Genomic DNA, 21938 nt, shown 5'->3' with positions numbered 1-21938 from the left:
TGTTAGGCGATTAATTGCAAGCTCCAATATATTTCCCACTCGAAACCACTTTCAATTTAATTTTAATTGGTCCGTCATGGAATGGCGTTTCAAATTCAGATATTGAGGTTGAGGTTAAGGTTTTCCCATTTAAATTCACTTCACCAACCGTTTTAGATTTCATATCTGTTCCAGTACATGACTCTTCTAATTCCATCTTGTTGGCACTAATACGTTTTATTTCTTTTTTACATACAAATTCTTGATCTGCATCAAGTTCCAATAAATAATCTAAGCTTTTATAACATACTGTTTCTGTCTCCATTCCCCTTTCAAACGTACTCCTCATCATTGTTTCAGCTTCAGGAGGTGCGTCTATTTCTATTATTTCGATTGTAGATGAATTTTCCCATAAGCCTGGTTTGAAGTCATAACTATCAGCACGAAGATGACTTGACGCCAAGATGAGAGCAGTAAAAACACTTATATTCATTAAACTGGTCATTATTGATTCCTTGATATTAAATTTTTAGCGCCTAACCCTGAAATAACACGTGCGAAAGACTGACTTAAAAAACCAATCATACTCTAATTGCTTTGTTATACGAGCCTTGCTTTCGCTCTGAGAAACTTGCTAAAAAACTGATTTACCGATATCTTCTGTAAACTGAGTTTAATTAGGCTAACTCAATTAAGCGAGAAAAATATCATTTTAACGGCAATAAATGCGAAACGAAACAATCCCTTTATCTTGCGCCATTTGTAACACTTGGTTTCAGCCAGCTTGGAACTGATAAACAAAATATCATTGCCACAATTGGGATTAAAAATACTGAGAGGAAAACACAGATGCAGGCTAAAATGAGGAATAACCAAAGAAAAGTTGAAGCGTCAATTAGTTTCTGAAACGCATGAATCTGGGGCAATATTAGTTCAATGCCGAATCTGATAAACGGACACCAAAAGGGAACAAAGAAAAAGTGAAACGCCCTACTTTCACACCAAAAATCTAATGATTCAATCGCTGAACTGAACAAAAAAACTGCACTCGCAGAGTTCGAATAACGGGCGTTTACTATTCCAAACTGATTGAAGCACCTGAATAACAGCGTTTCTATGAAAATATGCGCCACGAGTAAACGTCCCATTTTCATTCGCTTGTTATATGCTTGTCACAGTAGTATCTACTGTCAACATTCATACTCTATGGATATCAACTAGACAATTTTCTTTTTCATGTAAGTGACTTGTAACTTCAGTTTTATAATAACCAAGCATGACATTTAATCCGACCAAAGGAGCGAATAACTTATCAAAACTCCCTCGATAACACCTTGGTTTGTAAAAATTCTGATTCACCTTCCAATTTAAATCTATGAAGATTAAAACTTCATCACCAATATTCAGATAATGAATACGCCAAAGTTGGCCGGGCTTATCTTTTTCAAATATATTACCTTCCCATATTTCATCAACATAGTGATGTCCTTGAACCAGTCCGGAAATATGTATAACGCTTTCATAATTGTCCAAATCCTTATAGTTTACATATTCGTATTTTCGGATTTGAAATTCATTAGGAATTGGAATGAACATAGCAACAGCAAAAACAAAAATGGTTGGCAACTGAAAATGCCCCTTATTTACCTTTCCTTCTAAATATCTACCGTAAAAAAAATTCAAGAATATATAGAAAGCAAGAATAATCAGGACTCTCCCGCTAATTATGTCATATAGCTCGTGAAAAAAATTGAAGGTTTGAGCTGGTGAGTAAATCACTTCCATCCTTGAAGCCTCGCTTGAATCCATCTTGCCATATAACGCCGCGCTCAGCCGCTGACAAAAATGGCGCTGGTTTTGCGGTACGCAAAACGAGGGACAGTTTTGGCAGTCGCTTGTAGCGCCTCAATAGGGCTGTGACTTGACGATGCCATCACCCCCATGATTGAAACTCCAGGCTGAACCTCTCAATCAAATACGGAATTTCTCCAGCCTCTTTTACAATTAACATGCAATCCTCTAGCCTATATACGCCAAGATAAGAGCCGCCTTTACTTTCTATTGGTATATCCAGAAGGATCGTTTTATCTTCATTAACCATAAACTGAAGCGTATTATTTTCTTCGTCAATGATTCCAAAAAAGTTTCTTGGCATGTGTAATACACAATCCATGCTGTGTAGTATTTCTTCTAAGCTAGATTTTCTAGCATCTTTTGATTCTAGAATTTTATCTTCACAGTAGTCACAGAAGAAAACTCTATATTTCATTCTTAATCTCCCTAAACGCCCTAACGTCGTTTTAAGAGGCGAAAAACATTAGCTTCACGCAATAAAACCACCGTAAACGCCATACGTTGATATAACAAAATTTGCGGAGATGTTTTGCGTCCGCCTTCAAAACCTTTGTTATAAAGCTACTATCCAATCTGTTTGAATTGCCGAACCTCGCCTTTTGCCTTTGCAAGCAGCCCTTGGGACACTTGGTCTTTCGGGGCCATTGATGGCTTGTTTGCAACACTTTCAATGGTGAGCGGCGATCCAAAACCAAACCGCTTTTTTTTGAAAAAACAGCAGTGGTTTGGCGCTCAAAGTCGCTGCTTACATGTAAGTACAATTACAGCGTATAACGTCACAATAAAGGACATTTACTAGCCAAAAGTGATTGAAAAGCCTGAATCACAGTGTTTCTATGAAAAAGTGCACCACGAGTAAACGTCCACGTTTTTTTTGTTAATTGTTTATGCGCAATAATGGAAGGTTACTTTCCCATACGTAAAGCAGATCATTCACCGTTTCATTACCGCCTGGTGGTTGCCATAAATTTGTTTCTTGGTGTTTGGCACCTAAACGATGATAGAAGCCACGCGCAGCCGAGTTATCTTCTAAAACCTCAAGATAAACACCTTTATTTTCGAATGCTTCATCTGCCCACTTTGCTGTTAAGTGCAATAATTGTTTACCAACGCCTTTGCCTTTATTCGACTTTGCCACATGAAGGTTATCAATAAATGTTCCCCATTTAGAACTTTCATTGCCAAAAGCACAAATAAAACCGCAGACTTCATCTTTCTCGATGGCAAGCAAAACGTATTGATTACTTTTGGGAGATGCTAGACGCTTAGCCCAAGAGATTTTACGTTCTTCCCAAACATCATTATCAATGAAATCATCAGGAAAGATCCCTCGATATGACTCACGCCAACTTTCAGCGTGTAACTTAGCTAAACTTTCTAAGTCATTAATGTTGGCAACTCTATATTGCATATATTGGTAACCTCCAATGACAACTAACGCTGCCATAAACGGCGAGCGCGTTTTTGCTAGTCCAGCGCCCGAATGGCGCGATGTTTTATGGCTTTGCTATGTGCGACTTCAACAAGCCACCTATTTCTTCTTTCGATAGCAGATGAATGCATCATGCTCAAAGAAATAGACCAACGCCTCAATGAAGCGCTTTGATGAAACCTCTTGGTTTTGTCGGATTATATTGCTCATAACATCCTGAGCATTAGCGACACTTAGAAAATGATTAAAACCTCTTTCTTTAGGGTAAAGTGGCTCATCATTAGCATCACGTAACTCTTCGTCTTCGTCGTTTATAACAAGGAAGCTAGAATTTTCATCTAATGGCTGATCAGATCTAAAGTAGAGCTCTAGCTCCCAGTCGAGACTTTCAACGTTACCTAACAACTCGTTGACACTAACTTTTTCTCTCATGACATTTTCACTTGAAGCATATAACGTCGTTTTAAGGGGCGAAAAACGCTAACTTCATGCAAAAGTGCCACCTTAAACGCCATAAATTCTTTTAACAAAAATTGCCGAGCGTTTTTTGTCCACTTTTAAGACCTTGTTAGCATGACGCCGATCACGTCAAAGTTGGATTTTCGCCAGTATGTCACCGCAGTCATCTTTACCATACTCAACGAATCCTAAACTATCGTATAGATTCTTTGCAGCAGTGTTTTTTGCGCAATAGACGATATGAATAGCTCTAGGGTTTTTCTCTTTTATTTCATCTAAGAGCAATTCCATTAGTGATCGTCCATAGCCTTTACCCTGATACGACTTATCTATCATTACCCTTGGTATATAATACTCACTAGGTTTTTGCTCTTTCATCCACACCGCATTGACCCACTCGGTATACATTGCGAATCCAACCACTTCACCTTCCATCACTGCTGCCCTAGGTTGATAGTCTGGGTTTACAGCCGATTCCGCCATTGAAAATGCATTCGTAGAAACGAATTTTTGTTGTTGTTCACTTAGGCTTAACTTGATGACTTTATATATATTTTGTTTCGTGATTTGTTCTAGATTCATATTGGGTAGAAGGTTTCCTTTTTTTAATGCTAACAGTGTATTAGACCCAAAAATAGTGTGTTTAAACACGCCATTTAGTCCCACAACAACAAACTGCCATTGTACCACCTAACGTAACATTCTGTTTTATATAACTAAGATCCGAGTTCCAAAAGTTACCTTGTTAAATAAAGACAAGTCGGTGTAATTGAAGATTAAGCACCGTCTCCGTCAGTCCTGAGTATTAATCCAGTGTTGAGCCCCTCTGTAGGTTCGCTATTGAGCGTCAGCTAAGGTTTCGCTTAAACGAGTTACCTCAACAACGACCAAGCTCTCCCTTCCCAATTGCCTAAACAAAAAACCACGTATGCAATAGCCGACCCGGCATAAACGCAAACGCGCCTGCAACCAACAAAGCCATCACGTAAAGAATCACCATGGCATTACGGTGTTTCTTTATATCGCCTTTTCTTATGGCGAAGATTGCTTCCGGTACCGTATACAAGGTAACAACGCTGAGAATGTGAATATAGCCAAAGTGATAGAATACTTGCGGACCGACTTGCGCGGGAATGAACAAAGTAGACACGGCTGTGACCATCATTAACAACATATAAACCTTACCCAATTGCCTGTGGGCAGGGCTCCCCTTTCTTCTCACCAACAAATACGTACCGATACAAAATGATGCAACAGCGGTAGCCAAGTGAAAGTAAATCAACACCATGTTGTCCATATTTTAGTCCGTTCCCTCACATACTCGATGAGATGGGTTATTCCAACACTCGATATCAAGTTGATCACCATATCAAACGTGTCACAATCACCGAGTTACATGACTTGTTTTTTCGATTGATATCCAAAGTGATATCAATAATTGTGTGATAATTGGCACGGATTGATGAAACCGAGATTGTCATCTTCTTCAAAATCTCATCAAAAGGCGCCTAAGTATTCAGCCCACAACCACCTCTCATTGCATTGCGCTTGATTTCATAAAAACACATTTATTTATTCTCACCAAGAAGACACCCCTACTACTAATAACTCACACTCAATATATTTAATGGTTAAATGAACAACCGATAGCCTTTTTAACATCGCCAATTTAGCGTCACATGGTTATGATTTATAATTACTTCCCTTAAAATCACCCCACAATATTAATTAGAAACACATACCACTACTACCAGATATCACCCACCACACAAAGCCAGAAAATAAATTAAAAATCCTCCACTTTTTTCAGCAATAAAATAACGGCAAACACATGATATTATTGCTTATAACAATACATTTATGTGTATCTAGAATTTAATACACACCTCAAAGCTTGTCTTGAATTTAATACCCATCAAATTTACTACACACGCATACAAGAATTAATTTTAATTTGTGCTTAAATTAATCTATTAAATTATCCTCACGCATTTATAACGTATCGAGATAACACTCAATAGTTATAAATCAATGTTATAACAGCCAAGGATGAATTCAATGCGCAGTATGAGATTATCTAAATTACAATTCCACTTGCTACTACCTACAGTATTACTCGGTTTGGTTGCATGTTCTGATAACAACTCTACAACCGCTTCATCGCCATCATCGCCATCGCCGACGCCAACAAGTTCTGTATCAGGGACGGTAACAGCGCCGAGTGGTGTGGTTGTGAACTTTAGCCAACCCACGTTGTTTCAACTGTTTTTCCCCCCAGCGTATGCCGCCATTATTGGGCTTGAGCCTGTCTCGAATGCGACCGTTGAATTGATTCGCATTGATGATGATGGGAATCAAGTTGGAGAGGTCATTGCGTCAGCTCCCACCAGTATCACTGGCGAATACAACATAACTTTGCCTTCAGGGGTTAGCCTCGCAGGGAATCTGGTGGTTAGAATTCGTGGTGCAAATACAAATATGAATGCGATAGCCCTTGACCAAAAGGTCAATATTGATCCGGGCAGCCACTATATTTATCAGAATTTAGTTGATTCAGACTTGGTCATGGCGGATCTCGCGGCTAATCATATTGTTACGCTCCGTGGAGTGATCGATGAATTAGATTTAACTGCGGGCACCGATTTAACCGAGACCTTGGCGGCGCTTGATGCTGTTGCTGGTTTTAGAATGAAACAAGAGGTTGCTGTGTTAGCAACTACACCAGGCGATGCCGCTATTTTTGAAGGCTCATGGCGCAATGGTATTTTTGAAATGGCACTTCACGATCACGATGATGGAACGTCTAGCTCCTTCTATACGTCGATGGAGATAGGAGTATTGGATATTGAATCTAACAGCTCTGACAACCTTTCCATTACGCTTGCATCCTATGAATACAACAATGGTATTTTGGGTTTTTATCAAAGTGGCGAAGCAATCGATTCATGGTTGTTTACTGCAACTGAGTTTACGAGCACGCCTGAGGCACCAGAGGTTGTTGATGTGGAAGTCACATCCGATGGAACATTGATTGAAAGGCTAAGCCTTGACGAACATTTGAGCTACGACAATGGTGATGGCCCTGAATTTGGGTTTCGCACATTGCCGTCCACATTCATACTTGCCCCCGGTGGTAGCGATGATGTGAAAGTGGGCATTAATCAAGAGGTTGGTTTACGTTTTCTCACTGTGGACACTGATAACGACGGTAAGTTTGATGCCGTTGACCCAAACCAAAAAGTTGGGGATGAACCTAGTTTGACGTTTGATTTGTTTGTTAAAAACGGGAATGGAATGTCCAATAGCATATTGGATGGCAATATCGGCCTTGTCGAATTTGAGCTATTACTAGATTCAAATAATGCAAAAACAGAAGTCGCAACGGAATCAAGCATTCTATCTTTTGACGGCACAGACGCGTTCTCGACACTTGAAGGCTCTGAAAAACTGGCGGAAATTGTGAGAACGCCAACTTCGGTTGCATTTTCTGACACGCTCTCAGGAGATGATGTTTCAGGTACATATGGCGTGAGCGACAATGGGCAATTAACGCTTTCAATTGACGAAGGCGATGACAACATAACGATAAATGGATTTGTGTCGGGGTCCGGTGATTTGCTAGTAGCATCTCTCGTAGAAAGAACCGAGGTAGCTTCGCCACAGCCAGAAGACCCCCCTCAGGTTGTAGAATATATCCAGTGGCTCTCTATGGGTATTGGACTTGGTGATACCCCACCGTCTGTTGCTGGCGTAAAATACAAACTGTACCCCATGGAACTTGGGTTTACAGAAAATGGCGGTACAGATGTACTAACATTCTCTCATCCCGGCACACTGACGTTTAGTGAATCAGGAACACAAGCAACGCTGATTGGGCAAACGCTCGGTATCACACGCCACGCAGCATTAGGACAAGTGCTTCCTCCCGAAGAGGAACAAGAAACTATTCAAATGACTGCGAACGTTAACCCAGATAGTAGTGTAACCCTCGAGGAAGACGATGGGTCATTAGAGGTCACATTGGATGGATTTGTCTCTGCCGATGGGTCGAGAATGCTGTTATCACTGAAAGCGATTGAAGATGATGGAACACCTGATGCCTATCATGGTTTGGGTTTTGTATTTGCCGTAAAAGAGGACTAAATGTCAACTCGACAACTTTCCTGTATAGGAGTGAGTTGGTTCTTTCTAAATCAACAAACCAAGTAAGCGAACTGCCGCTGGACGATAGGTTCAGCGGCAGCTTCGTCATTATGTCATCGAGGTTGAAAAATGCCTGAGCAGCAAACTCAATCTGCGCATACAAAGTACCGAGATATCAGTTCAGTGCCCCAAGGGTTTCAGCCACCATATCTATGTTACCTAGCCCCTCAGATGGCAGGTAACCGCTACCAGAAAAGCCTGTAAAGGCACTGCGATCTGAGCCGATGAGTTTGTTAATCGTGGTACCTTCATTCGTCACTACAAACACATCTGGCCCTGCGGTGTCTGTAAAGGTTTGATCAATCACTTCATTACTCAAAGCCGTTGCGCGATTACTGCCATCAACAGACCACCAATTGGCAATGAAGTCAGCGCCACCGACATGACACTCTGCTGTTGCTTCCACAACATCGCCAGTAATGCCTAAGGCGTAATCACTATCACCCGGAACGTGAACCTTCAGGTTTGCTGTACTGCATGTATTGGGGTCATTATCCGTGAGCACATTAACAATGCCTTCATTCAAGGCAATATTTTGTAAACCCGCACGTTTCATAGCACCGAAGTAAGCGGGTGATGATGTTTGATAGCTAAGCGTGTAGATGTTGAAATCTGCGCCATTTACACTGTCATTGGAATAGGTGGTTGCTGGCAAGTTCGCGACATTGATAGGTGTACCAACGTGTACAAACGCAACGTTGTCATCTGTGCTCACCGTGTCTTTTGCATCAGTCACTTGAATAGCTTCACACGCGAGCGAACGCACAATCAACATACCGACATCATCCGAACCGTCGAACACAAAACCCATGTCTGTCAGGCTGTTCACCGCCACCCCTTCTGGCACTTGTGCTTGCAAGTCGGCTTTTGCTGCCACAATACCACCTGCAATTTCACGACAGTTCGAGAAGTCGACGTCTGAATTAGTCAAGGGGGCTAGATTTGTGTAGCAGGCGGATAGGCCTAAACATAACGCACCCGCAAGGGCGATACGCGGATTACGAAATGTGTTGGTCAATACGTTATTCGTGCTGTTTTCTGTTTTCGTGTCCATGAAATGACTCCAGTTACATAATCTAAAAATGACATTACGAGAGATAAGCGCCCATTAAAGGGAGGACAGCTGCTGCCCAGTCACGAAGTCAAAGGAGGCTAGTACCAGCTGGTAAACGGTGTCCACTTCAGTGTCTGAGGTGGGGGTATAGATCATCACAAATACTTCCCAGCCCAATCTCTTGTTCGCCCAAGGATGAGGAGTAGCCCATCCTGCTTTTACTGCTTTAACGGCTAGCGCGGGTGATAAAGAGGCATGCAAACTGCCATCTGGGTGCATGTGGGCGAATTCGCGACCACCCACAATGGATTGTGGGTTTGTCAGCGATACATCTTCTTCAATCCAGAACCCCTTTGTCCCTGACATTGAAATCACGGTTTCTCGGATATCCACACCAGGAATGCGTGACACGCGAGCCATGAGATCTCGCAAGTGAGCAGGGTTAGATTCCCCGCCCAATTGAACATGCGGTACGCCGTCTGTGGTGGCTGGAACAGGGCTTGTTCTTATTGGCAATGGCTCAAATTCAGTCGCGAGTGTTGCCTGTGTAGCAATGCTCGAGAAAAAAAATGCAGCGATAAGCAGCGGTGTGCGCGTTAATGTCATGGTGTCTTCCTTCCACATTGAGTCTCGCCAACTCGGCTAAGGACAAAACTACAGCAATCCCATTGGTTCTGTTATCCTGAGTAATTAGAAGTCATAATTCCGGATAACAGAACAATGATTGATTACCTAAAACATATGGCGATATTTGCACGCGTTGTGGACGAAGGTTCTTTCCGCGCTGCAGCAAAAGATCTGAACTTGGCGCCTTCTCGAGTTAGCCAAGCTGTATCTGATCTTGAGGACCATTTGGGTATCACCTTGCTCTATCGCACCACGCGTAAACTCGCGCTAAGTAATGAAGGGCGAATGTTTTATCCGCGTGTTGTCGAAATGCTACGCAACGCTGAAATGGGTTTGGATGAATTGAATGCCTTATCTGTCGAACCGGTCGGCACCTTAAGCCTCTCCTTACCTGCCTACATGGCCTCCTCCCGCCTCTCTACGATCCTTGTGGAATTCATGCGCGAATATCCGCGAGTCTCTTTGTCCATTTCATATACCGATCATCCGGTTGGGCTATTAGAAAGTGGCTTTGATCTGAATATTCGTATGGGCTGGTTAGACGATAGTTCCATGGTGGCGCGAAAACTGGGGGAATATCGAAGGGTATTGGTGGCAGGCGCGGACTACGTGGCTTCGCGTCCAAGCCCCATTACGCTCGACGATGTTCAGTCGTGGGATTGGATCAGTTACAAGCAGCGAAATGAGAACATTGAATTCACCGCGAATGACGAAAAACGTGTCATTCCCTTTAACAACTATCGCCTACAAGTCGACAGTATTAATGCCCTGCTTCATTTTGTGCAGCAAAATATTGGTGTCAGTGTCTTGCCGTGGCACCTTGCAGAAGAAGGCGTGAAGTCAGGAAAACTTATCCATCTGCTGCCTGAGTGGTCACTGGCTCCTTTGGGCTGTTACGCTGTGTGGCCCGATAAATCACGCAGAGCAAACCTCACGTTATTGCTCGCTCGCTTTTTGGCTGAGAAAGAACAGTACTATTCCGTTGCAATACCGCGTTAATCGCCTGTTAAAGCTAGATCACATAAACCATTAAAATAACGGGATTTTCACGCTACAGAAACTACGTAATTCTTACTGGGTGAAAATGAGGCTTCGAAAGAAACAATCAATCACTTACTGTGTAAAAATCAAAACCATTACGTAGAAATACGGAGATTTTGCGCCACCCGCACCCTCTCTTTTTTCGTGCTACGTGCGAAATAACACGGCTATTTTGTTAACAAGATGTTTCGCATTCTTGGGGTCGAACACAACGATCAAAAGGATGTAAATCATGGTCACTGTTACCTCAACCGCGAAAAAAGTGCTGCTCTTGCTCGGCACGGTCACACTGCTTACCACGGCAAGTTTTTCTTCTTATGCTGCCGACAAGGTTTACCGCTTAAAGCTCGCGGAAACCTGGGGGCCAAACTTCCCCATTTTCGGTGATGCCACCAAGAACATGGCGGCAATGGCAGAGAAAATGTCGAACGGTCGTCTTCAAATTCGTATCGACTCATCAAACAAACACAAAGCACCGTTTGGTGTGTTTGACATGGTAAAAGCGGGTCAGTACGACATGGGGCATTCCGCCTCTTACTACTGGAAAGGCAAAGTCCCGAACACCTTGTATTTCACCACAATGCCATTCGGCATGGTCGCCTCTGAACAATACGCATGGTTCTACCACGGCGGCGGCATGGCACTGATGGAAGAGGTGTATTCCCCGCACAACTTACTGTCATTCCCAGGCGGTAATACTGGCGTGCAAATGGGCGGTTGGTTTCAAAAAGAAATCAACAGCGTTGACGATCTGAATGGCTTGAAAATGCGCATTCCCGGCTTTGCGGGCGAAGTGCTTGCCAAGCTAGGCGCAAGCCCAACCAACATTGCGCCGGGCGAGCTCTACACAGCGCTAGAACGCCGCACGATTGATGCTCTTGAGTGGGTTGGCCCTGGCCTTGATTTGCGCATGGGTTTCCACAAAGTTGCCCCCCTTTACTACACAGGTTGGCACGAACCAGCAACGGAATTGCAGTTCCTGTTCAACAAACGTAGCTGGGACAGACTGCCAGAAGATCTGCAAGAAATCTTGCGCGTTGCCATGCGCACTGCCTCTTACGACATGTATATCCAAAACGCCCATGCCAGTGCAGAAGCGTGGGAAACCATGTTGAATGAGTACCCAGATATCCAAGTGAAGCAGTTCCCAGAATCTGTGCTTACTGCGATGAAAACCGCCAACGATGCCTTGCTCGCTGAACATGCAGCGAACGACGCACAAGCCAAGAAAATTCTCGATTCACAAGCGGAATACCTCAAGAAAGCCCGCCGCTGGACCACGATTTCAGACAAGGCATACCTCAACAGTCAGCAGACCGCTGAGTAGCCTTTTGCGCCGAGCAATTGTTCGGCGCCTTTTTCGTTTTGCTTGAACAGGATGTCTTATGCAAAGCCTGATAGTTCTGGAACGGCTCATAAACCGCATCGCCGACGCGCTCGGTTGGATAGCCAGTTCCTTATTTCTCTTATTGATGCTCAATGTATTTTACAACGTGGTAATGCGTTACGCCTTCGACAGCGTGTCTATCGCACTGCAAGAAATGGAATGGCATTTGTTTTCTGCCGTCTTTTTATTGGGCGTGCCTTACGCCGTGAAAGCAGGCGGACACGTGCGCATTGATGTGCTGTATGAACGCTGGAGTGAAAAAACGCAGGCACTTGTTGACCTACTCGGTTGTGTCCTTTTCCTGATGCCGTTTGCGGTTCTCATCGTTTATTTCGGTATCGACTTCGCCAATGAATCTTTACAACTTGGCGAAAGCAGTGGCGACCCCGGTGGTTTGCCGCATCGCTGGATCATCAAAGCCATGATCCCGCTTTCCTTCTTCTTTATCGCCGTCACCGGGTTGGGGTTAATCCTTAACGCCCTCTCGCGTCTTCTTCGCCCAGCCGTATCAGGGAGTCTCCAATGATTGGCATTATCATGTTTGTTGTCGCCCTGTTTACCTTGCTGATCGGCTTTCCTGTTGCCTTTACCTTCGGTGGCATTGCGTTGCTGTTCGGTGTATGGGCAGAAGGTCTCGATATCTTCGCGTTCATGCCGTTTCGGATCATGAGCATCATGCAAAACACCGTGCTCATGGCGGTGCCGCTGTTTGTATTTATGGGCCTCGTGCTACAAAAAACACGCCTTGCGGAGCAATTGCTTGAAGCCATGGCGCGCTTGTTTGGTGGCGTGCGCGGTGGGCTCGCCATTTCGACCGTGTTGGTCGGTAGCCTGCTCGCGGCATCAACCGGCGTGGTGGGTGCATCTGTCGTGGCAATGGGCTTAATTTCATTGCCTGTTATGCTCAAGTACCAATACGACAAAGGCCTCGCCTGCGGCACCATATGTGCGTCCGGCACCTTGGGGCAGATCATTCCTCCGTCTATCGTGCTCATCCTGCTTGGCGATGTGCTCGGCATTCCCGTCGGCGATTTGTTCCAAGCAGCCGTTTGGCCAGGCTTAATGCTGGTTGGGGCGTACATTCTCTACATCCTCTATTTCGCCTTTCGCCACCCTGAAGCCGCGCAAGCCATGGAGCCCATTGAAGGCCAATCACGCAAAGAAGAAATCATCGAAGCCTTGAAAGCGGTCATTCCGCCGCTGGCACTGATCATCGTGGTGCTTGGCTCAATTTTCGCGGGCATTGCGACGCCGACAGAGTCTGCTGCTTTGGGCGGCATTGGCGCGATCCTTCTGTCACTGATCTATCGCCAGTTTTCTTGGAAACTGCTGTATGACAGCGCCTTTGAAACCGTCAAAGTCACCGCCATGGTGTTCGGTATTTTGCTGGGTGCGACCGCCTTTTCCATGGCGTTCACCTACACGGGCGGCGACTATTTGGTTGAAGAGTGGATGCTGGCACTGCCGGGTGAAAAATGGGGATTTTTGATCATCACCATGCTCGTAATTTTGCTGTTGGGCTTCTTTATCGACTTCGTTGAAATCTGTTTCATCATTGTGCCGATCCTTGCCCCTGTTGCGGAACTGATGGGCATCAACATGACGTGGTTTGCGATTTTGATTGCGATGAACTTACAGTCTTCCTTCTTAACGCCGCCGTTCGGGTTCAGCTTGTTCTACCTCAAAGGCTGTGCCCCTGATGGGATAACAACGCGGGACATTTACCGCGGTGTCATGCCCTTTATCTTTATCCAAGTGGCGGTGCTTGCCAGTATTTTGCTCTTGCCAGAACTGTATGGGTTTTGATGTTGGAGACGAGCTAAACCCTTCGCGAGTATCGCCTATGGCTTGACGAATATTGGTAATTCTTGCAACAGTTTGTGGCGGCTTTATACAAGGCAGAGGCTTCGATGTGTAGCAGGCCTACGTGAGAAGCCGATAACGCAGTAGAAAGTCGCCACAAACGCTACAAAAAGGGTTCTACACTGAGGAGAGTCATGGTGGTCACGCAGGGAGAGCAGTGGATGACACTCAAACTTAAAATCATTTTACTGACAGTGATCCCGCTGATTGTCATCAGTTACATGATTGGCTGGATCACCATTCAGCAAGCGGAATCATTGGGAGTGAAAGAAGTTTCCACCTTTCGCGCCAGCATGCTCTCCTCCCGTGAGCAATCGATCAAAGATTACGTAAACCTCGCGACACAAAGCATCAAGCACATATACGATAACGCCGATGCGAATGACGCGGAGGCCAAGCTGCAGGTGCTAGAGATCTTGCGCGAGATGCGTTACAGCGATGACGGCTACTTCTTTGTTTACGATGAAAACGGCTACAACCTTGTTCACCCCATCATGCCGGAGCTTGAAGGCCAAAACCTCATTGGCCTTCAAGATTCAAACGGAGATTTTCTGATCCAAAACCTGATTGCCTCCGCCAAAGCAGGTGGCGGTTTTCATGAGTACCTTTGGCACAAACCGTCTACCGATGAAATCGTGCCCAAGCTCAGCTATTCCGTGTGGTTGCCGAAATGGAAATGGATGGTCGGTTCCGGCTTGTACATTGAAGACATTGGTCATCAAATTGAAGAGGTGAAAACCTCGGTACAAACCAGCATCAACACGACATATCTCGCCATCATTGTGGTACTCATTACCTCCGTGGTGATCATGATCGTGATAGCGTTGGCGGTGAACCTGCACGAACACCGCATTGCCGATGCTCGACTCAGAGAACTCGCCTACCGCACTGTCATGATGCAAGAAGACGAGAAAAAGCACCTCTCACGAGAACTGCACGATGGCATTAATCAGCTATTGGTGTCCGCCAAATGCCATTTAGAATTACTCGCCAAAAGCGTGATCTATCGAAGCGAGGAAAGCGAACTGACCCATCTTCAAAAGAGTGAACGCTCGTTAGTCATGGCCATCGGTGAAGTACGCAGAATGTCTCGTACCCTTCGCCCGACAACGCTCGATGACATCGGTTTGACCGCCGCGTTAGAAAGCCTTGCCGCTGACTTCGCGTCTGCCACCAATATTCAAGTCGAACCTCACCTAGCCCCCATTGATGCAACCCTACCCCCGGATGTGGTCACCACCTTGTATCGCGTGGTGCAAGAATCCTTGGTGAACGTTGAAAAACACAGTGGCAGTTCCCTCGTTGAGCTTGAAGTCACCCAGCTTGGTGAGCGCCTACAACTCATTATTCGAGACAACGGCATCGGCTTTAAAGTGTCAGACGCACTCAAAGGATGCGGCATTGGTTTACGCAACATGCGAGAGCGCATCGAGTTCATTGGGGGTGATCTGGAAATCAGTTCTAGCACCGCAAACGGCACTGAAATCATGGTGTTGTTAGACTTATCAGCAATCACCAAAGACGTGTAATAAGAAACGTTACAGGATCTGGGCGTTCAATGACTTACAGGAGTAGACAGGCCATGAGCCAAGGCACGGACGACATTCGCGTATTACTGGTTGACGATCACCGCGTCGTCATCGAAGGCTTTATCGCAAGGCTGGAAAGCGAACCGGGCATTGCTGTCGTCGGCACCGCCAGCAATGGCGTTGAAGCCCTCGAACAAGCCAAGCTGCTTGACCCTGATGTCGTGCTCATGGACATCACTATGCCGATCCTCAATGGCCTAGAGGCCACCGCCTTGTTCAAGCAAGAACACCCCAACACCAAAATCCTCATGCTCACCATGCACGACAACCGCGAATACATTCTGGAAGTGATGCAATGCGGTGCGTCCGGCTACATTCTAAAAGATGTCTCGGCAGAAGAGATGGTCAAAGCCATTGAAACCGTGCATTCCGGCGCAAGCTACTTCTGCCAATCCGCCAGCAAAGCCCTGTTCAACGCCCCAGAAGAGAGCCCAGTAAAAACCACCACAAAGTCTGTCCTCAGCCGCCGGGAAATCACCGTACTCCTACTCGTCACCGAAGGGAAAAGCAGCAAACACATCGCCCAAGAACTCGACATCAGCGTCAGAACCGTCGAAACCCACCGCCAAAACATCAAACACAAACTCGACATTACTTCGACAGCCGAAATGATCACCTATGCCGTGCAAGCGGGGCTGATTGATGGGAATAAGTGATGGGACTAAGTAGTGAATCTCAGTAATGGAGATAAATAACGGGAATAAATAAATGAGCTAACAGGAGCTTGTTTTTTGCAATCTTGATATCAAACCTATTTTGCTTCTTTCGGATTATTGCCATGCCAACCATCAAGTAACTCTTGTCCAAAAGTGACTTCCGTTTGCATATACAGAAGAAAGGCGCCCAACAAAAACAAACCCTAGGTCAATTAACTTTGATTTTTAACGGCCATTAAGCTTGCACCCATTCCAATGAATAAGCCGCCACTGATTCGCGTAAACCAACGTATACCATTGGGGTTTGAAATCACGCCTTTGGCCTTGTTGGCAATGTAGCCATATGTGGATAATGATAGGAATGAGAAAGCCATGAATATCAGCGTCATTACCACGAACTGCGGCGCGATAGACTGCGTAGTATCGAGAAATTGAGGAAATAATGCGGCAAAGAAAAGAATAGGTTTTGGGTTGGTCGCTGCAACAATCAGCCCTTCTTTAAAAAATGAGGCATTTCCGCGATGTTCTTGCTCAGATTTGTCGAAATTTGGTTGGGCAAGCGGCGTACTGTTTCGAAGTTGTTTAACACCCAAGAACACCAAATAACACGCCCCAACTAATTTTAGAACAGTAAAAAGTGTACTTGATGTCAGCACGATCGCACTCAAACCACTAATGGACAAAGTTGACAGCAACAAAAGCCCAATAATGTTACCAAACGCAGAGGCCATGACAGCACGGGTCCCATTCATTGCTCCATTATACATAGCCAGAATTACAGCAGGGCCGGGACTAATGATGTAGAAGAATGACACTATGCTGTACATCACCAAAATATCGACACTCATTGTTCTCTCCTTGAACATCTGATTGGGGTGGGCAACGTGTTGTCTTGCGATGAGCGTAAATACAACATTTCACCAAACGACTCTCTTAGCATGCACGGCTAATAGGGTAAAGCTCACGTATGAAAACTGCGCCATAATTCAAACATACTATCAGTGCACCAACAAAAAAAGCCACCCAACCCATTCAAGGTAAAGTGGCTTTTTCATCAACAATGGCGGAATAGATAAAACAGCTTCAGCCTACCCCACTGCCGATGGGCAGTAAGTATTAATTACAGCGAAATAAACAAGCCAGCCAATGCTGCACTCATCAAGTTCGCCAAAGTCGCCGCGCCCACTGCACGGAAACCGAGAGTCGCCACATCATGACGACGTTCTGGTGCCATTGCTCCGATAGAACCCAACTGAATCGCAATTGAGCCAATGTTAGCAAAGCCACACAGCGCAAAGGTCACAATCACTTGGCTATGTGCAGAAAGCATTGATTTCACACTTTCAAAATCTAGGAAGGCCACAAATTCGTTCATGATGGTCTTCTGACCAATCAAGGAACCGACTGTCAGCACTTCGCTCATCGGAATGCCAATAACCAGTGCCAACGGCGCGAACAAGACACCGAAGATTCGTTGCAGCGTAATACCTTGATAACCAAACCACTCGCCGATGATTTCAAAGCCTGCGTTGAACATGGCTATCACACTGATAAATGCCACCAGCATCGCACCGACAGCAACCGCCACTTTCACGCCGTTCATCGCGCCAGATGCAAGTGCATCAATCGCGTTGGCATCTTCGCTTTTTTCTAGCTCGAAGTTGGATTGATCCATGGATTGTTGACGCTCAGGCACCAGCATTTTTGCCATTAGCAAACCACCCGGTGCCGCCATAAAGCTTGCCGCAATCAAGTATTTCAGCTCAACACCCATTGCAGCGTAGCCACCCAATACCGAGCCAGCGACAGACGCCATACCGCCAACCAATACCGCGAACAGTTCTGAACGCGTCATCGATGATAGGAATGGGCGAACGACCAATGAAGCTTCACTCATGGACAGGAAAATGTTGCCTGTTGCAGCGACGGATTCAATTTTACTTGTGCCGAGAAGGCGATGAATCGCACCACCCAAGACTTTGATCAACCATTGCATAATGCCGAGGTAGTAAAGCAATGACACCAATGCCGAGATGAAGATGATGAGAGGAAGAACGCGAATAGCGAAGATGAAATCGCCACTAGCAAGATTGCCGAACACAAAACCAATGCCTTGGTCAGCAAAAGAAAGGATAGATGAAACGCCGTTACTCAGAGCAACAAGCGCGGATTGTCCAAAAGGGATATAAAGAACGAGAGCAGCAAAACCGGCTTGAAGACCAAATGCACCCAAAACGGTGCGCCAATTGATATCACGACGACTTTCTGACAATAAGTACGCGCACGCTAATAGAGCCAATATACCGGCCAAACTTATGATGATTTGCATTATGTTACCTTGCTTTAGTATCTGGATTTAGGCGGGCGCTCTAATCCACACGCGTGCGAAGACAACACTATTGGCAGGACATGCTAAGTGGTGTGCTTTACCATCACGGTGAATGAATAAGGCCCGTAAATGCTCACAGTTACGCTGGGCCCAGTTCCGTGGGGCAAGTATCCATTTAGCAGTCGATTGAAAGCTGGTTGAATCTACTTTTCGTTCATGAAAAGTAGCCTCTGTTACCGGTCGCGGAGTATATCCGCATCACATTTCCCCTGACAACCTGTTATTTTAGCAATGAGCCTGCAAATCTCCCTGTTTTCCTCATGGACTCTTTTAAAAACAAATTGCTAAGCGAAGATGATTTGTTTTTTTGTCATTGTATTTGCAAAATAGTTTGACCCGACCCGCAAACAATCTCTCGATTAAATGCGCACTGCACCAGCTAGCATAAGATTAATCATTAACAAAAAATAACGGCACGCATTCCTAAAGGAACTCGATGGTGCCCATAGCGATTGCTGAATTTTAGGGAAGAAAATCTATGCCAACCGCTTATCAGGCCGACGTTCGCCCCATTACCGCCACCATTGATGGGAAAGGCCCCCATATCGTAACAAGCCTTTCAATGAGTGCTGAGATTTCAAACCACAGCACACTGAATGCCTCCCTCGTCTGCGAAGATCTTATCGCCGATAAATCGCTTGGAAAAGTACTTAAATTTGACATTAAAAGTCCGCAAGAATACACGTCATTGCTCGGACTGATCACCACGATTTCGCTACAAGGTTACAGCGAAGAAAAAGAGCTTTACTACTACTCCCTAGAAGCGAAAGACCCGCTTTCACTGCTTGCTTATCGCCGAAATCGAAAAATTTTCCAAAGCATGACCAGCAAACAGATCATCGAAGATGTGCTCAATGAAGCAGGCATAAAAAGTAACGCCAAGCTATCTGTTTCAGGCTCAGGGACAACGCACGAATATTGCACCCAAGCTGACGAAACAGATTTAGCGTTTATTCAGCGTTTAATGAGCTTCGAAGGCTGGCATTATCATTTTGACCATTCAAGCAGCAAGCCCATGATCACCGTGGGTGACAGCAACCAAACATTCAAGGCTATTGCTGACAGTACGTTCACGTACCAAACACCCAACCCGGATCCATCTCGGGAAGTCACCAGTTGGCTAACAACAACGCGTGTGAATACATCAACCATCTCTTTGGGCGATCACAGCGAAACCTTGGCGGAAGCCATTACCAGTGGGGATAAAAAACCTCCAGCTCCGCATTTGTCACTGGGCTTAGCCAATACCATTACGGACAAGGCTTCTCAGACAAAGCCGCCATACGTGATAACGCCAAGCGTCAAATGGAAATTCACGACAGTGGTAAAATCGTTAGCTTTGCCGAATCCAAAGTTGCGACGTTAAGTGCAGGCAATAAATTTAAACTCACCCAACACCCGATCACCACCTGCAATCAAGAGTACGTAGTCATTTCAATTCACACCGAGTACGCGGGCGGTGAAAGTGGCAGGCCATTTGCGTGTTCAAACCGTTTTCAATGTATTCCTTCTGCGACACCATTCCGCCCTGCCTTTATCGACAAGCCACGCATACACAGTATTCATACTGCTACCGTCACTGGCCCAAGTAGTGAAGAGATCTACAAAGATAAATCGGGACAAGTGAAGGTTCAGTTTCACTGGGACACTGAAGGCAAAAACGACGAAAACACCTCTTGCTGGCTTCCCGTGGTTCAAGGTGCTGCGAGTAATGGCTTTGGTATGCAGTTCATTCCACGCATTGGTGATGAAGTGCTTATCAGCTATATCGAAGGTGACCCAGACAGACCCGTAGTATCAGGGTCAATTTATAACACCAAGAATATTCCGCCCTACTCCGCTGCGACACAAAGCGGCATCAAAACTCGTTCAACGCCAAAAGGCAGCAGCAAGAACGGCAACGAATTACGCTTCAAAGACAAGAAAGACAAGAAAGACAAGGAAGAAGTGTTCCTGCATGCAGAACGTGATTTTATGGTCGAAGTGCTAAATGACAGCACGCGTACCGTGACAGGCAAAGAAGCACTCACGGTCGAGAAAACCATCGACATCAGCAGCAAAGAAGCCTTTACCGCAAAAACCGACGACAAATATACGGCAAGTAGCAAAGCAGACATGGCCTTGTCTTCCGACAAAAATGTCAAAGTCGATGCAGGCAGTAATGCCGAAGTCTCAGCCACATCAAAAGTATCGGTAGACGGCCAAACCATCGAGATCAGCGGCAAGACCAAAATTTCTCTGTCAGTGGGCGCGTGTAAGCAGGAAATCAGCAACAGCGGTATCAAACTCGATGCGCCACAAATCAGTATCAATGGCAGCGGAAAAGCGGAACTAAAAGGTGCAATGGTGACCGTTGAAGGGTCAGGTAAAGCCGATATTAAAGGCGCAATGGTCAGCATTAATGGTAGCGCCATGGCAGAGGTCAAAGGCGGGGCTATGGTCCAAATTCAAGGCGCAATTACGAAGGTGAACTGATGAGTTTTGTAAAGATCCCACACCCGTTCGCACAAAACATACTGTGCCAATACGAACCGCAAGATGGCATCAAGCCACTCATTGAACCTGGCATGACCCCTGAGCAATTATTGAATCGCGCCCTGCAAGAGGGTTTGAACGCCGATGCCGTTATCTTCCTCGCCCACGCCTTACCCGTTCGCGAGGCCGTGTGGTGGGCTTGCTGCTGTGCAGGTAGACGCCAAGATTGGGATGAAGCGCAACTTGATGCCATTCGCGCAGCCAAAGCCTGGGTGTATACGCCAGATGAAACCAGCCGCCGCTATGCAGAGTCCACAGCGAATGCAGCAACACTACAAAATGGCGCAGGTTGGGTCGCACAAGCGGTATTTTGGAGTGGCGGCAGCATGACAGGCCCCACGGATCCGGTTGTTCCGCCCCCTGAGTATTTGTACGCACAAGCTGTCGCTGGCTCTATTAACCTCACTGCCATTTTGCCAGACGGTGCAGAAGCAGACGCGCGATACAAACTGTTTATCGAAATGGGTTTAGACATTGCCAACGGCGGTAATGGAAACATAGGAAACGCAGCATGACATTACCTGCAGCCCGTGCTGGCGACATGCACGTTTGCCCAATGCAAACCCCAGCCGTACCGCCAATCCCGCATGTTGGAGGGCCAATATTGCCGATGCCTTGTACCGTGCTTATTGCCAACATGCCTGCTGCAACGGTCGGGCAAATGTGTACCTGTGTTGGTCCACCAGACACCATCACCAAAGGCAGTGCGACAGTATTATTTGGCAACCTCCCTGCAGCGAGAATGGGTGACATGACCGCGCATGGCGGCACGATCGTTGTAGGTATGCCCACCGTCTTGATTGGCGGTTAAGCAAAACGCATAATTGAAACCTGCTACTCAGTCACACGACCAATCGCGTACTTCATGAA

The 21938-nt window shown here is 45.7% G+C and carries 22 protein-coding genes; 11 read left to right on the top strand and 11 right to left on the bottom strand.

Annotated features, from left to right (window positions below; all coding sequences use genetic code 11):
• Positions 1-10: 10 nt before the first annotated feature.
• The 7 genes from LRP50_RS18860 to LRP50_RS18830 all read right to left on the bottom strand — a co-directional run bounded on the left by LRP50_RS18860 (position 11) and on the right by LRP50_RS18830 (position 5021).
• Entirely contained in the window at positions 11-484 is a 474-nt protein-coding gene (locus tag LRP50_RS18860; protein ID WP_274166000.1) for a DUF3617 domain-containing protein, read from the bottom strand.
• 692 nt (positions 485-1176) lie between these two features.
• Positions 1177-1764: a hypothetical protein gene (locus LRP50_RS18855; RefSeq protein WP_274165999.1), complete on the bottom strand. Its 588-nt coding sequence runs from the start codon at positions 1762-1764 to the stop codon at positions 1177-1179.
• 148 nt (positions 1765-1912) lie between these two features.
• Positions 1913-2248: a hypothetical protein gene (locus LRP50_RS18850; RefSeq protein ID WP_274165998.1), complete on the bottom strand. Its 336-nt coding sequence runs from the start codon at positions 2246-2248 to the stop codon at positions 1913-1915.
• Between the two features lie 462 nt (positions 2249-2710).
• On the bottom strand, positions 2711-3280 hold the full coding sequence (locus LRP50_RS18845; RefSeq protein WP_274165997.1) for a GNAT family N-acetyltransferase: 570 nt from the start codon (positions 3278-3280) through the stop codon (positions 2711-2713).
• An 84-nt stretch (positions 3281-3364) separates the two neighbouring features.
• The gene (locus LRP50_RS18840; protein WP_274165996.1) at positions 3365-3697 is read right to left on the bottom strand and encodes a DUF7716 domain-containing protein; all 333 of its coding nucleotides are present in this window, start codon (positions 3695-3697) and stop codon (positions 3365-3367) included.
• Positions 3698-3853: 156 nt separating this feature from the next.
• Positions 3854-4306, bottom strand: coding sequence for a GNAT family N-acetyltransferase (locus tag LRP50_RS18835; RefSeq protein ID WP_274165995.1), 453 nt, complete (start codon positions 4304-4306; stop codon positions 3854-3856).
• A 328-nt stretch (positions 4307-4634) separates the two neighbouring features.
• On the bottom strand, positions 4635-5021 hold the full coding sequence (locus LRP50_RS18830; protein WP_274165994.1) for a DUF2306 domain-containing protein: 387 nt from the start codon (positions 5019-5021) through the stop codon (positions 4635-4637).
• 761 nt (positions 5022-5782) lie between these two features.
• Here LRP50_RS18830 and LRP50_RS18825 point away from each other — a divergent pair.
• Positions 5783-7867, top strand: a complete 2085-nt coding sequence (locus tag LRP50_RS18825) for a hypothetical protein (protein WP_274165993.1) — start codon at positions 5783-5785, stop codon at positions 7865-7867.
• A gap of 175 nt (positions 7868-8042) precedes the next feature.
• On the opposite strand, the gene LRP50_RS18820 is transcribed toward LRP50_RS18825, so the two are convergent.
• Complete coding sequence (locus tag LRP50_RS18820; RefSeq protein WP_274165992.1) at positions 8043-8981, bottom strand: hypothetical protein; 939 nt, start codon at positions 8979-8981, stop codon at positions 8043-8045.
• A 54-nt stretch (positions 8982-9035) separates the two neighbouring features.
• The gene (locus LRP50_RS18815) at positions 9036-9587 is read right to left on the bottom strand and encodes a luciferase domain-containing protein (RefSeq protein WP_274165991.1); all 552 of its coding nucleotides are present in this window, start codon (positions 9585-9587) and stop codon (positions 9036-9038) included.
• Positions 9588-9701: 114 nt separating this feature from the next.
• Between LRP50_RS18815 and LRP50_RS18810 the strand changes: the two genes are divergently transcribed.
• The 6 genes from LRP50_RS18810 (at position 9702) to LRP50_RS18785 (ending at position 16144) form a co-directional block, all read left to right on the top strand.
• Positions 9702-10607 carry a LysR family transcriptional regulator gene (locus LRP50_RS18810; RefSeq protein WP_274165990.1) on the top strand — a complete coding sequence of 302 codons (906 nt, stop codon included), beginning with the start codon at positions 9702-9704 and terminating at the stop codon, positions 10605-10607.
• A gap of 274 nt (positions 10608-10881) precedes the next feature.
• Entirely contained in the window at positions 10882-11976 is a 1095-nt protein-coding gene (locus LRP50_RS18805) for a TRAP transporter substrate-binding protein (protein WP_274165989.1), read from the top strand.
• A gap of 58 nt (positions 11977-12034) precedes the next feature.
• Positions 12035-12562 carry a TRAP transporter small permease subunit gene (locus LRP50_RS18800; RefSeq protein ID WP_017007125.1) on the top strand — a complete coding sequence of 176 codons (528 nt, stop codon included), beginning with the start codon at positions 12035-12037 and terminating at the stop codon, positions 12560-12562.
• Positions 12559-13842 (top strand): TRAP transporter large permease, encoded by a 1284-nt coding sequence (locus LRP50_RS18795; protein WP_274165988.1) that lies wholly within the window; start codon positions 12559-12561, stop codon positions 13840-13842. Before LRP50_RS18800 ends, LRP50_RS18795 begins: the two co-directional genes overlap by 4 nt.
• Before the next feature lie 218 nt (positions 13843-14060).
• The gene (locus tag LRP50_RS18790) at positions 14061-15428 is read left to right on the top strand and encodes a cache domain-containing protein (RefSeq protein ID WP_274165987.1); all 1368 of its coding nucleotides are present in this window, start codon (positions 14061-14063) and stop codon (positions 15426-15428) included.
• A gap of 53 nt (positions 15429-15481) precedes the next feature.
• Positions 15482-16144, top strand: a complete 663-nt coding sequence (locus LRP50_RS18785) for a response regulator transcription factor (protein WP_274165986.1) — start codon at positions 15482-15484, stop codon at positions 16142-16144.
• 212 nt (positions 16145-16356) lie between these two features.
• On the opposite strand, the gene LRP50_RS18780 is transcribed toward LRP50_RS18785, so the two are convergent.
• Complete coding sequence (locus tag LRP50_RS18780) at positions 16357-16992, bottom strand: LysE family translocator (protein ID WP_274165985.1); 636 nt, start codon at positions 16990-16992, stop codon at positions 16357-16359.
• A 272-nt stretch (positions 16993-17264) separates the two neighbouring features.
• On the bottom strand, positions 17265-18473 hold the full coding sequence (locus LRP50_RS18775; RefSeq protein WP_274165984.1) for a NupC/NupG family nucleoside CNT transporter: 1209 nt from the start codon (positions 18471-18473) through the stop codon (positions 17265-17267).
• A gap of 538 nt (positions 18474-19011) precedes the next feature.
• On the opposite strand from LRP50_RS18775, the gene LRP50_RS18770 reads away from it, so the two are divergent.
• The 4 genes from LRP50_RS18770 to LRP50_RS18755 are packed head-to-tail and all read left to right on the top strand — an operon-like array spanning position 19012 to position 21879.
• A complete protein-coding gene (locus LRP50_RS18770) occupies positions 19012-19899 on the top strand; it encodes a contractile injection system protein, VgrG/Pvc8 family (protein WP_274165983.1) in 888 nt (295 codons plus the stop codon).
• Complete coding sequence (locus LRP50_RS18765; protein WP_274166003.1) at positions 19815-21008, top strand: type VI secretion system Vgr family protein; 1194 nt, start codon at positions 19815-19817, stop codon at positions 21006-21008. Before LRP50_RS18770 ends, LRP50_RS18765 begins: the two co-directional genes overlap by 85 nt.
• Positions 21008-21583 (top strand): DUF6931 family protein, encoded by a 576-nt coding sequence (locus tag LRP50_RS18760; RefSeq protein ID WP_274165982.1) that lies wholly within the window; start codon positions 21008-21010, stop codon positions 21581-21583. The genes LRP50_RS18765 and LRP50_RS18760 overlap by 1 nt, the downstream gene beginning before the upstream one ends.
• A complete protein-coding gene (locus LRP50_RS18755; protein WP_028023329.1) occupies positions 21580-21879 on the top strand; it encodes a PAAR domain-containing protein in 300 nt (99 codons plus the stop codon). Before LRP50_RS18760 ends, LRP50_RS18755 begins: the two co-directional genes overlap by 4 nt.
• Positions 21880-21938 lie beyond the last annotated feature (59 nt).

This window comes from Enterovibrio gelatinilyticus (assembly GCF_028683095.1).
In the GTDB taxonomy this organism is placed as follows: Bacteria; Pseudomonadota; Gammaproteobacteria; order Enterobacterales; family Vibrionaceae; genus Enterovibrio; species Enterovibrio gelatinilyticus.
The sequence above is the reverse complement of the archived record's forward strand: the minus strand, read 5'-3'. Positions and strand labels throughout refer to the sequence as shown.

What these genes read in the sequence shown, in the direction of transcription:
- LRP50_RS18860 (WP_274166000.1), bottom strand. Translation starts at nt 484, where the DNA reads ATGACCAGTTTAATGAATATAAGTGTTTTTACTGCTCTCATCTTGGCG.
- LRP50_RS18855 (WP_274165999.1), bottom strand. Translation starts at nt 1,764, where the DNA reads ATGGAAGTGATTTACTCACCAGCTCAAACCTTCAATTTTTTTCACGAG.
- LRP50_RS18850 (WP_274165998.1), bottom strand. Translation starts at nt 2,248, where the DNA reads ATGAAATATAGAGTTTTCTTCTGTGACTACTGTGAAGATAAAATTCTA.
- LRP50_RS18845 (WP_274165997.1), bottom strand. Translation starts at nt 3,280, where the DNA reads ATGGCAGCGTTAGTTGTCATTGGAGGTTACCAATATATGCAATATAGA.
- LRP50_RS18840 (WP_274165996.1), bottom strand. Translation starts at nt 3,697, where the DNA reads ATGAGAGAAAAAGTTAGTGTCAACGAGTTGTTAGGTAACGTTGAAAGT.
- LRP50_RS18835 (WP_274165995.1), bottom strand. Translation starts at nt 4,306, where the DNA reads ATGAATCTAGAACAAATCACGAAACAAAATATATATAAAGTCATCAAG.
- LRP50_RS18830 (WP_274165994.1), bottom strand. Translation starts at nt 5,021, where the DNA reads ATGGACAACATGGTGTTGATTTACTTTCACTTGGCTACCGCTGTTGCA.
- LRP50_RS18825 (WP_274165993.1), top strand. Translation starts at nt 5,783, where the DNA reads ATGCGCAGTATGAGATTATCTAAATTACAATTCCACTTGCTACTACCT.
- LRP50_RS18820 (WP_274165992.1), bottom strand. Translation starts at nt 8,981, where the DNA reads ATGGACACGAAAACAGAAAACAGCACGAATAACGTATTGACCAACACA.
- LRP50_RS18815 (WP_274165991.1), bottom strand. Translation starts at nt 9,587, where the DNA reads ATGACATTAACGCGCACACCGCTGCTTATCGCTGCATTTTTTTTCTCG.
- LRP50_RS18810 (WP_274165990.1), top strand. Translation starts at nt 9,702, where the DNA reads ATGATTGATTACCTAAAACATATGGCGATATTTGCACGCGTTGTGGAC.
- LRP50_RS18805 (WP_274165989.1), top strand. Translation starts at nt 10,882, where the DNA reads ATGGTCACTGTTACCTCAACCGCGAAAAAAGTGCTGCTCTTGCTCGGC.
- LRP50_RS18800 (WP_017007125.1), top strand. Translation starts at nt 12,035, where the DNA reads ATGCAAAGCCTGATAGTTCTGGAACGGCTCATAAACCGCATCGCCGAC.
- LRP50_RS18795 (WP_274165988.1), top strand. Translation starts at nt 12,559, where the DNA reads ATGATTGGCATTATCATGTTTGTTGTCGCCCTGTTTACCTTGCTGATC.
- LRP50_RS18790 (WP_274165987.1), top strand. Translation starts at nt 14,061, where the DNA reads ATGACACTCAAACTTAAAATCATTTTACTGACAGTGATCCCGCTGATT.
- LRP50_RS18785 (WP_274165986.1), top strand. Translation starts at nt 15,482, where the DNA reads ATGAGCCAAGGCACGGACGACATTCGCGTATTACTGGTTGACGATCAC.
- LRP50_RS18780 (WP_274165985.1), bottom strand. Translation starts at nt 16,992, where the DNA reads ATGAGTGTCGATATTTTGGTGATGTACAGCATAGTGTCATTCTTCTAC.
- LRP50_RS18775 (WP_274165984.1), bottom strand. Translation starts at nt 18,473, where the DNA reads ATGCAAATCATCATAAGTTTGGCCGGTATATTGGCTCTATTAGCGTGC.
- LRP50_RS18770 (WP_274165983.1), top strand. Translation starts at nt 19,012, where the DNA reads ATGCCAACCGCTTATCAGGCCGACGTTCGCCCCATTACCGCCACCATT.
- LRP50_RS18760 (WP_274165982.1), top strand. Translation starts at nt 21,008, where the DNA reads ATGAGTTTTGTAAAGATCCCACACCCGTTCGCACAAAACATACTGTGC.
- LRP50_RS18755 (WP_028023329.1), top strand. Translation starts at nt 21,580, where the DNA reads ATGACATTACCTGCAGCCCGTGCTGGCGACATGCACGTTTGCCCAATG.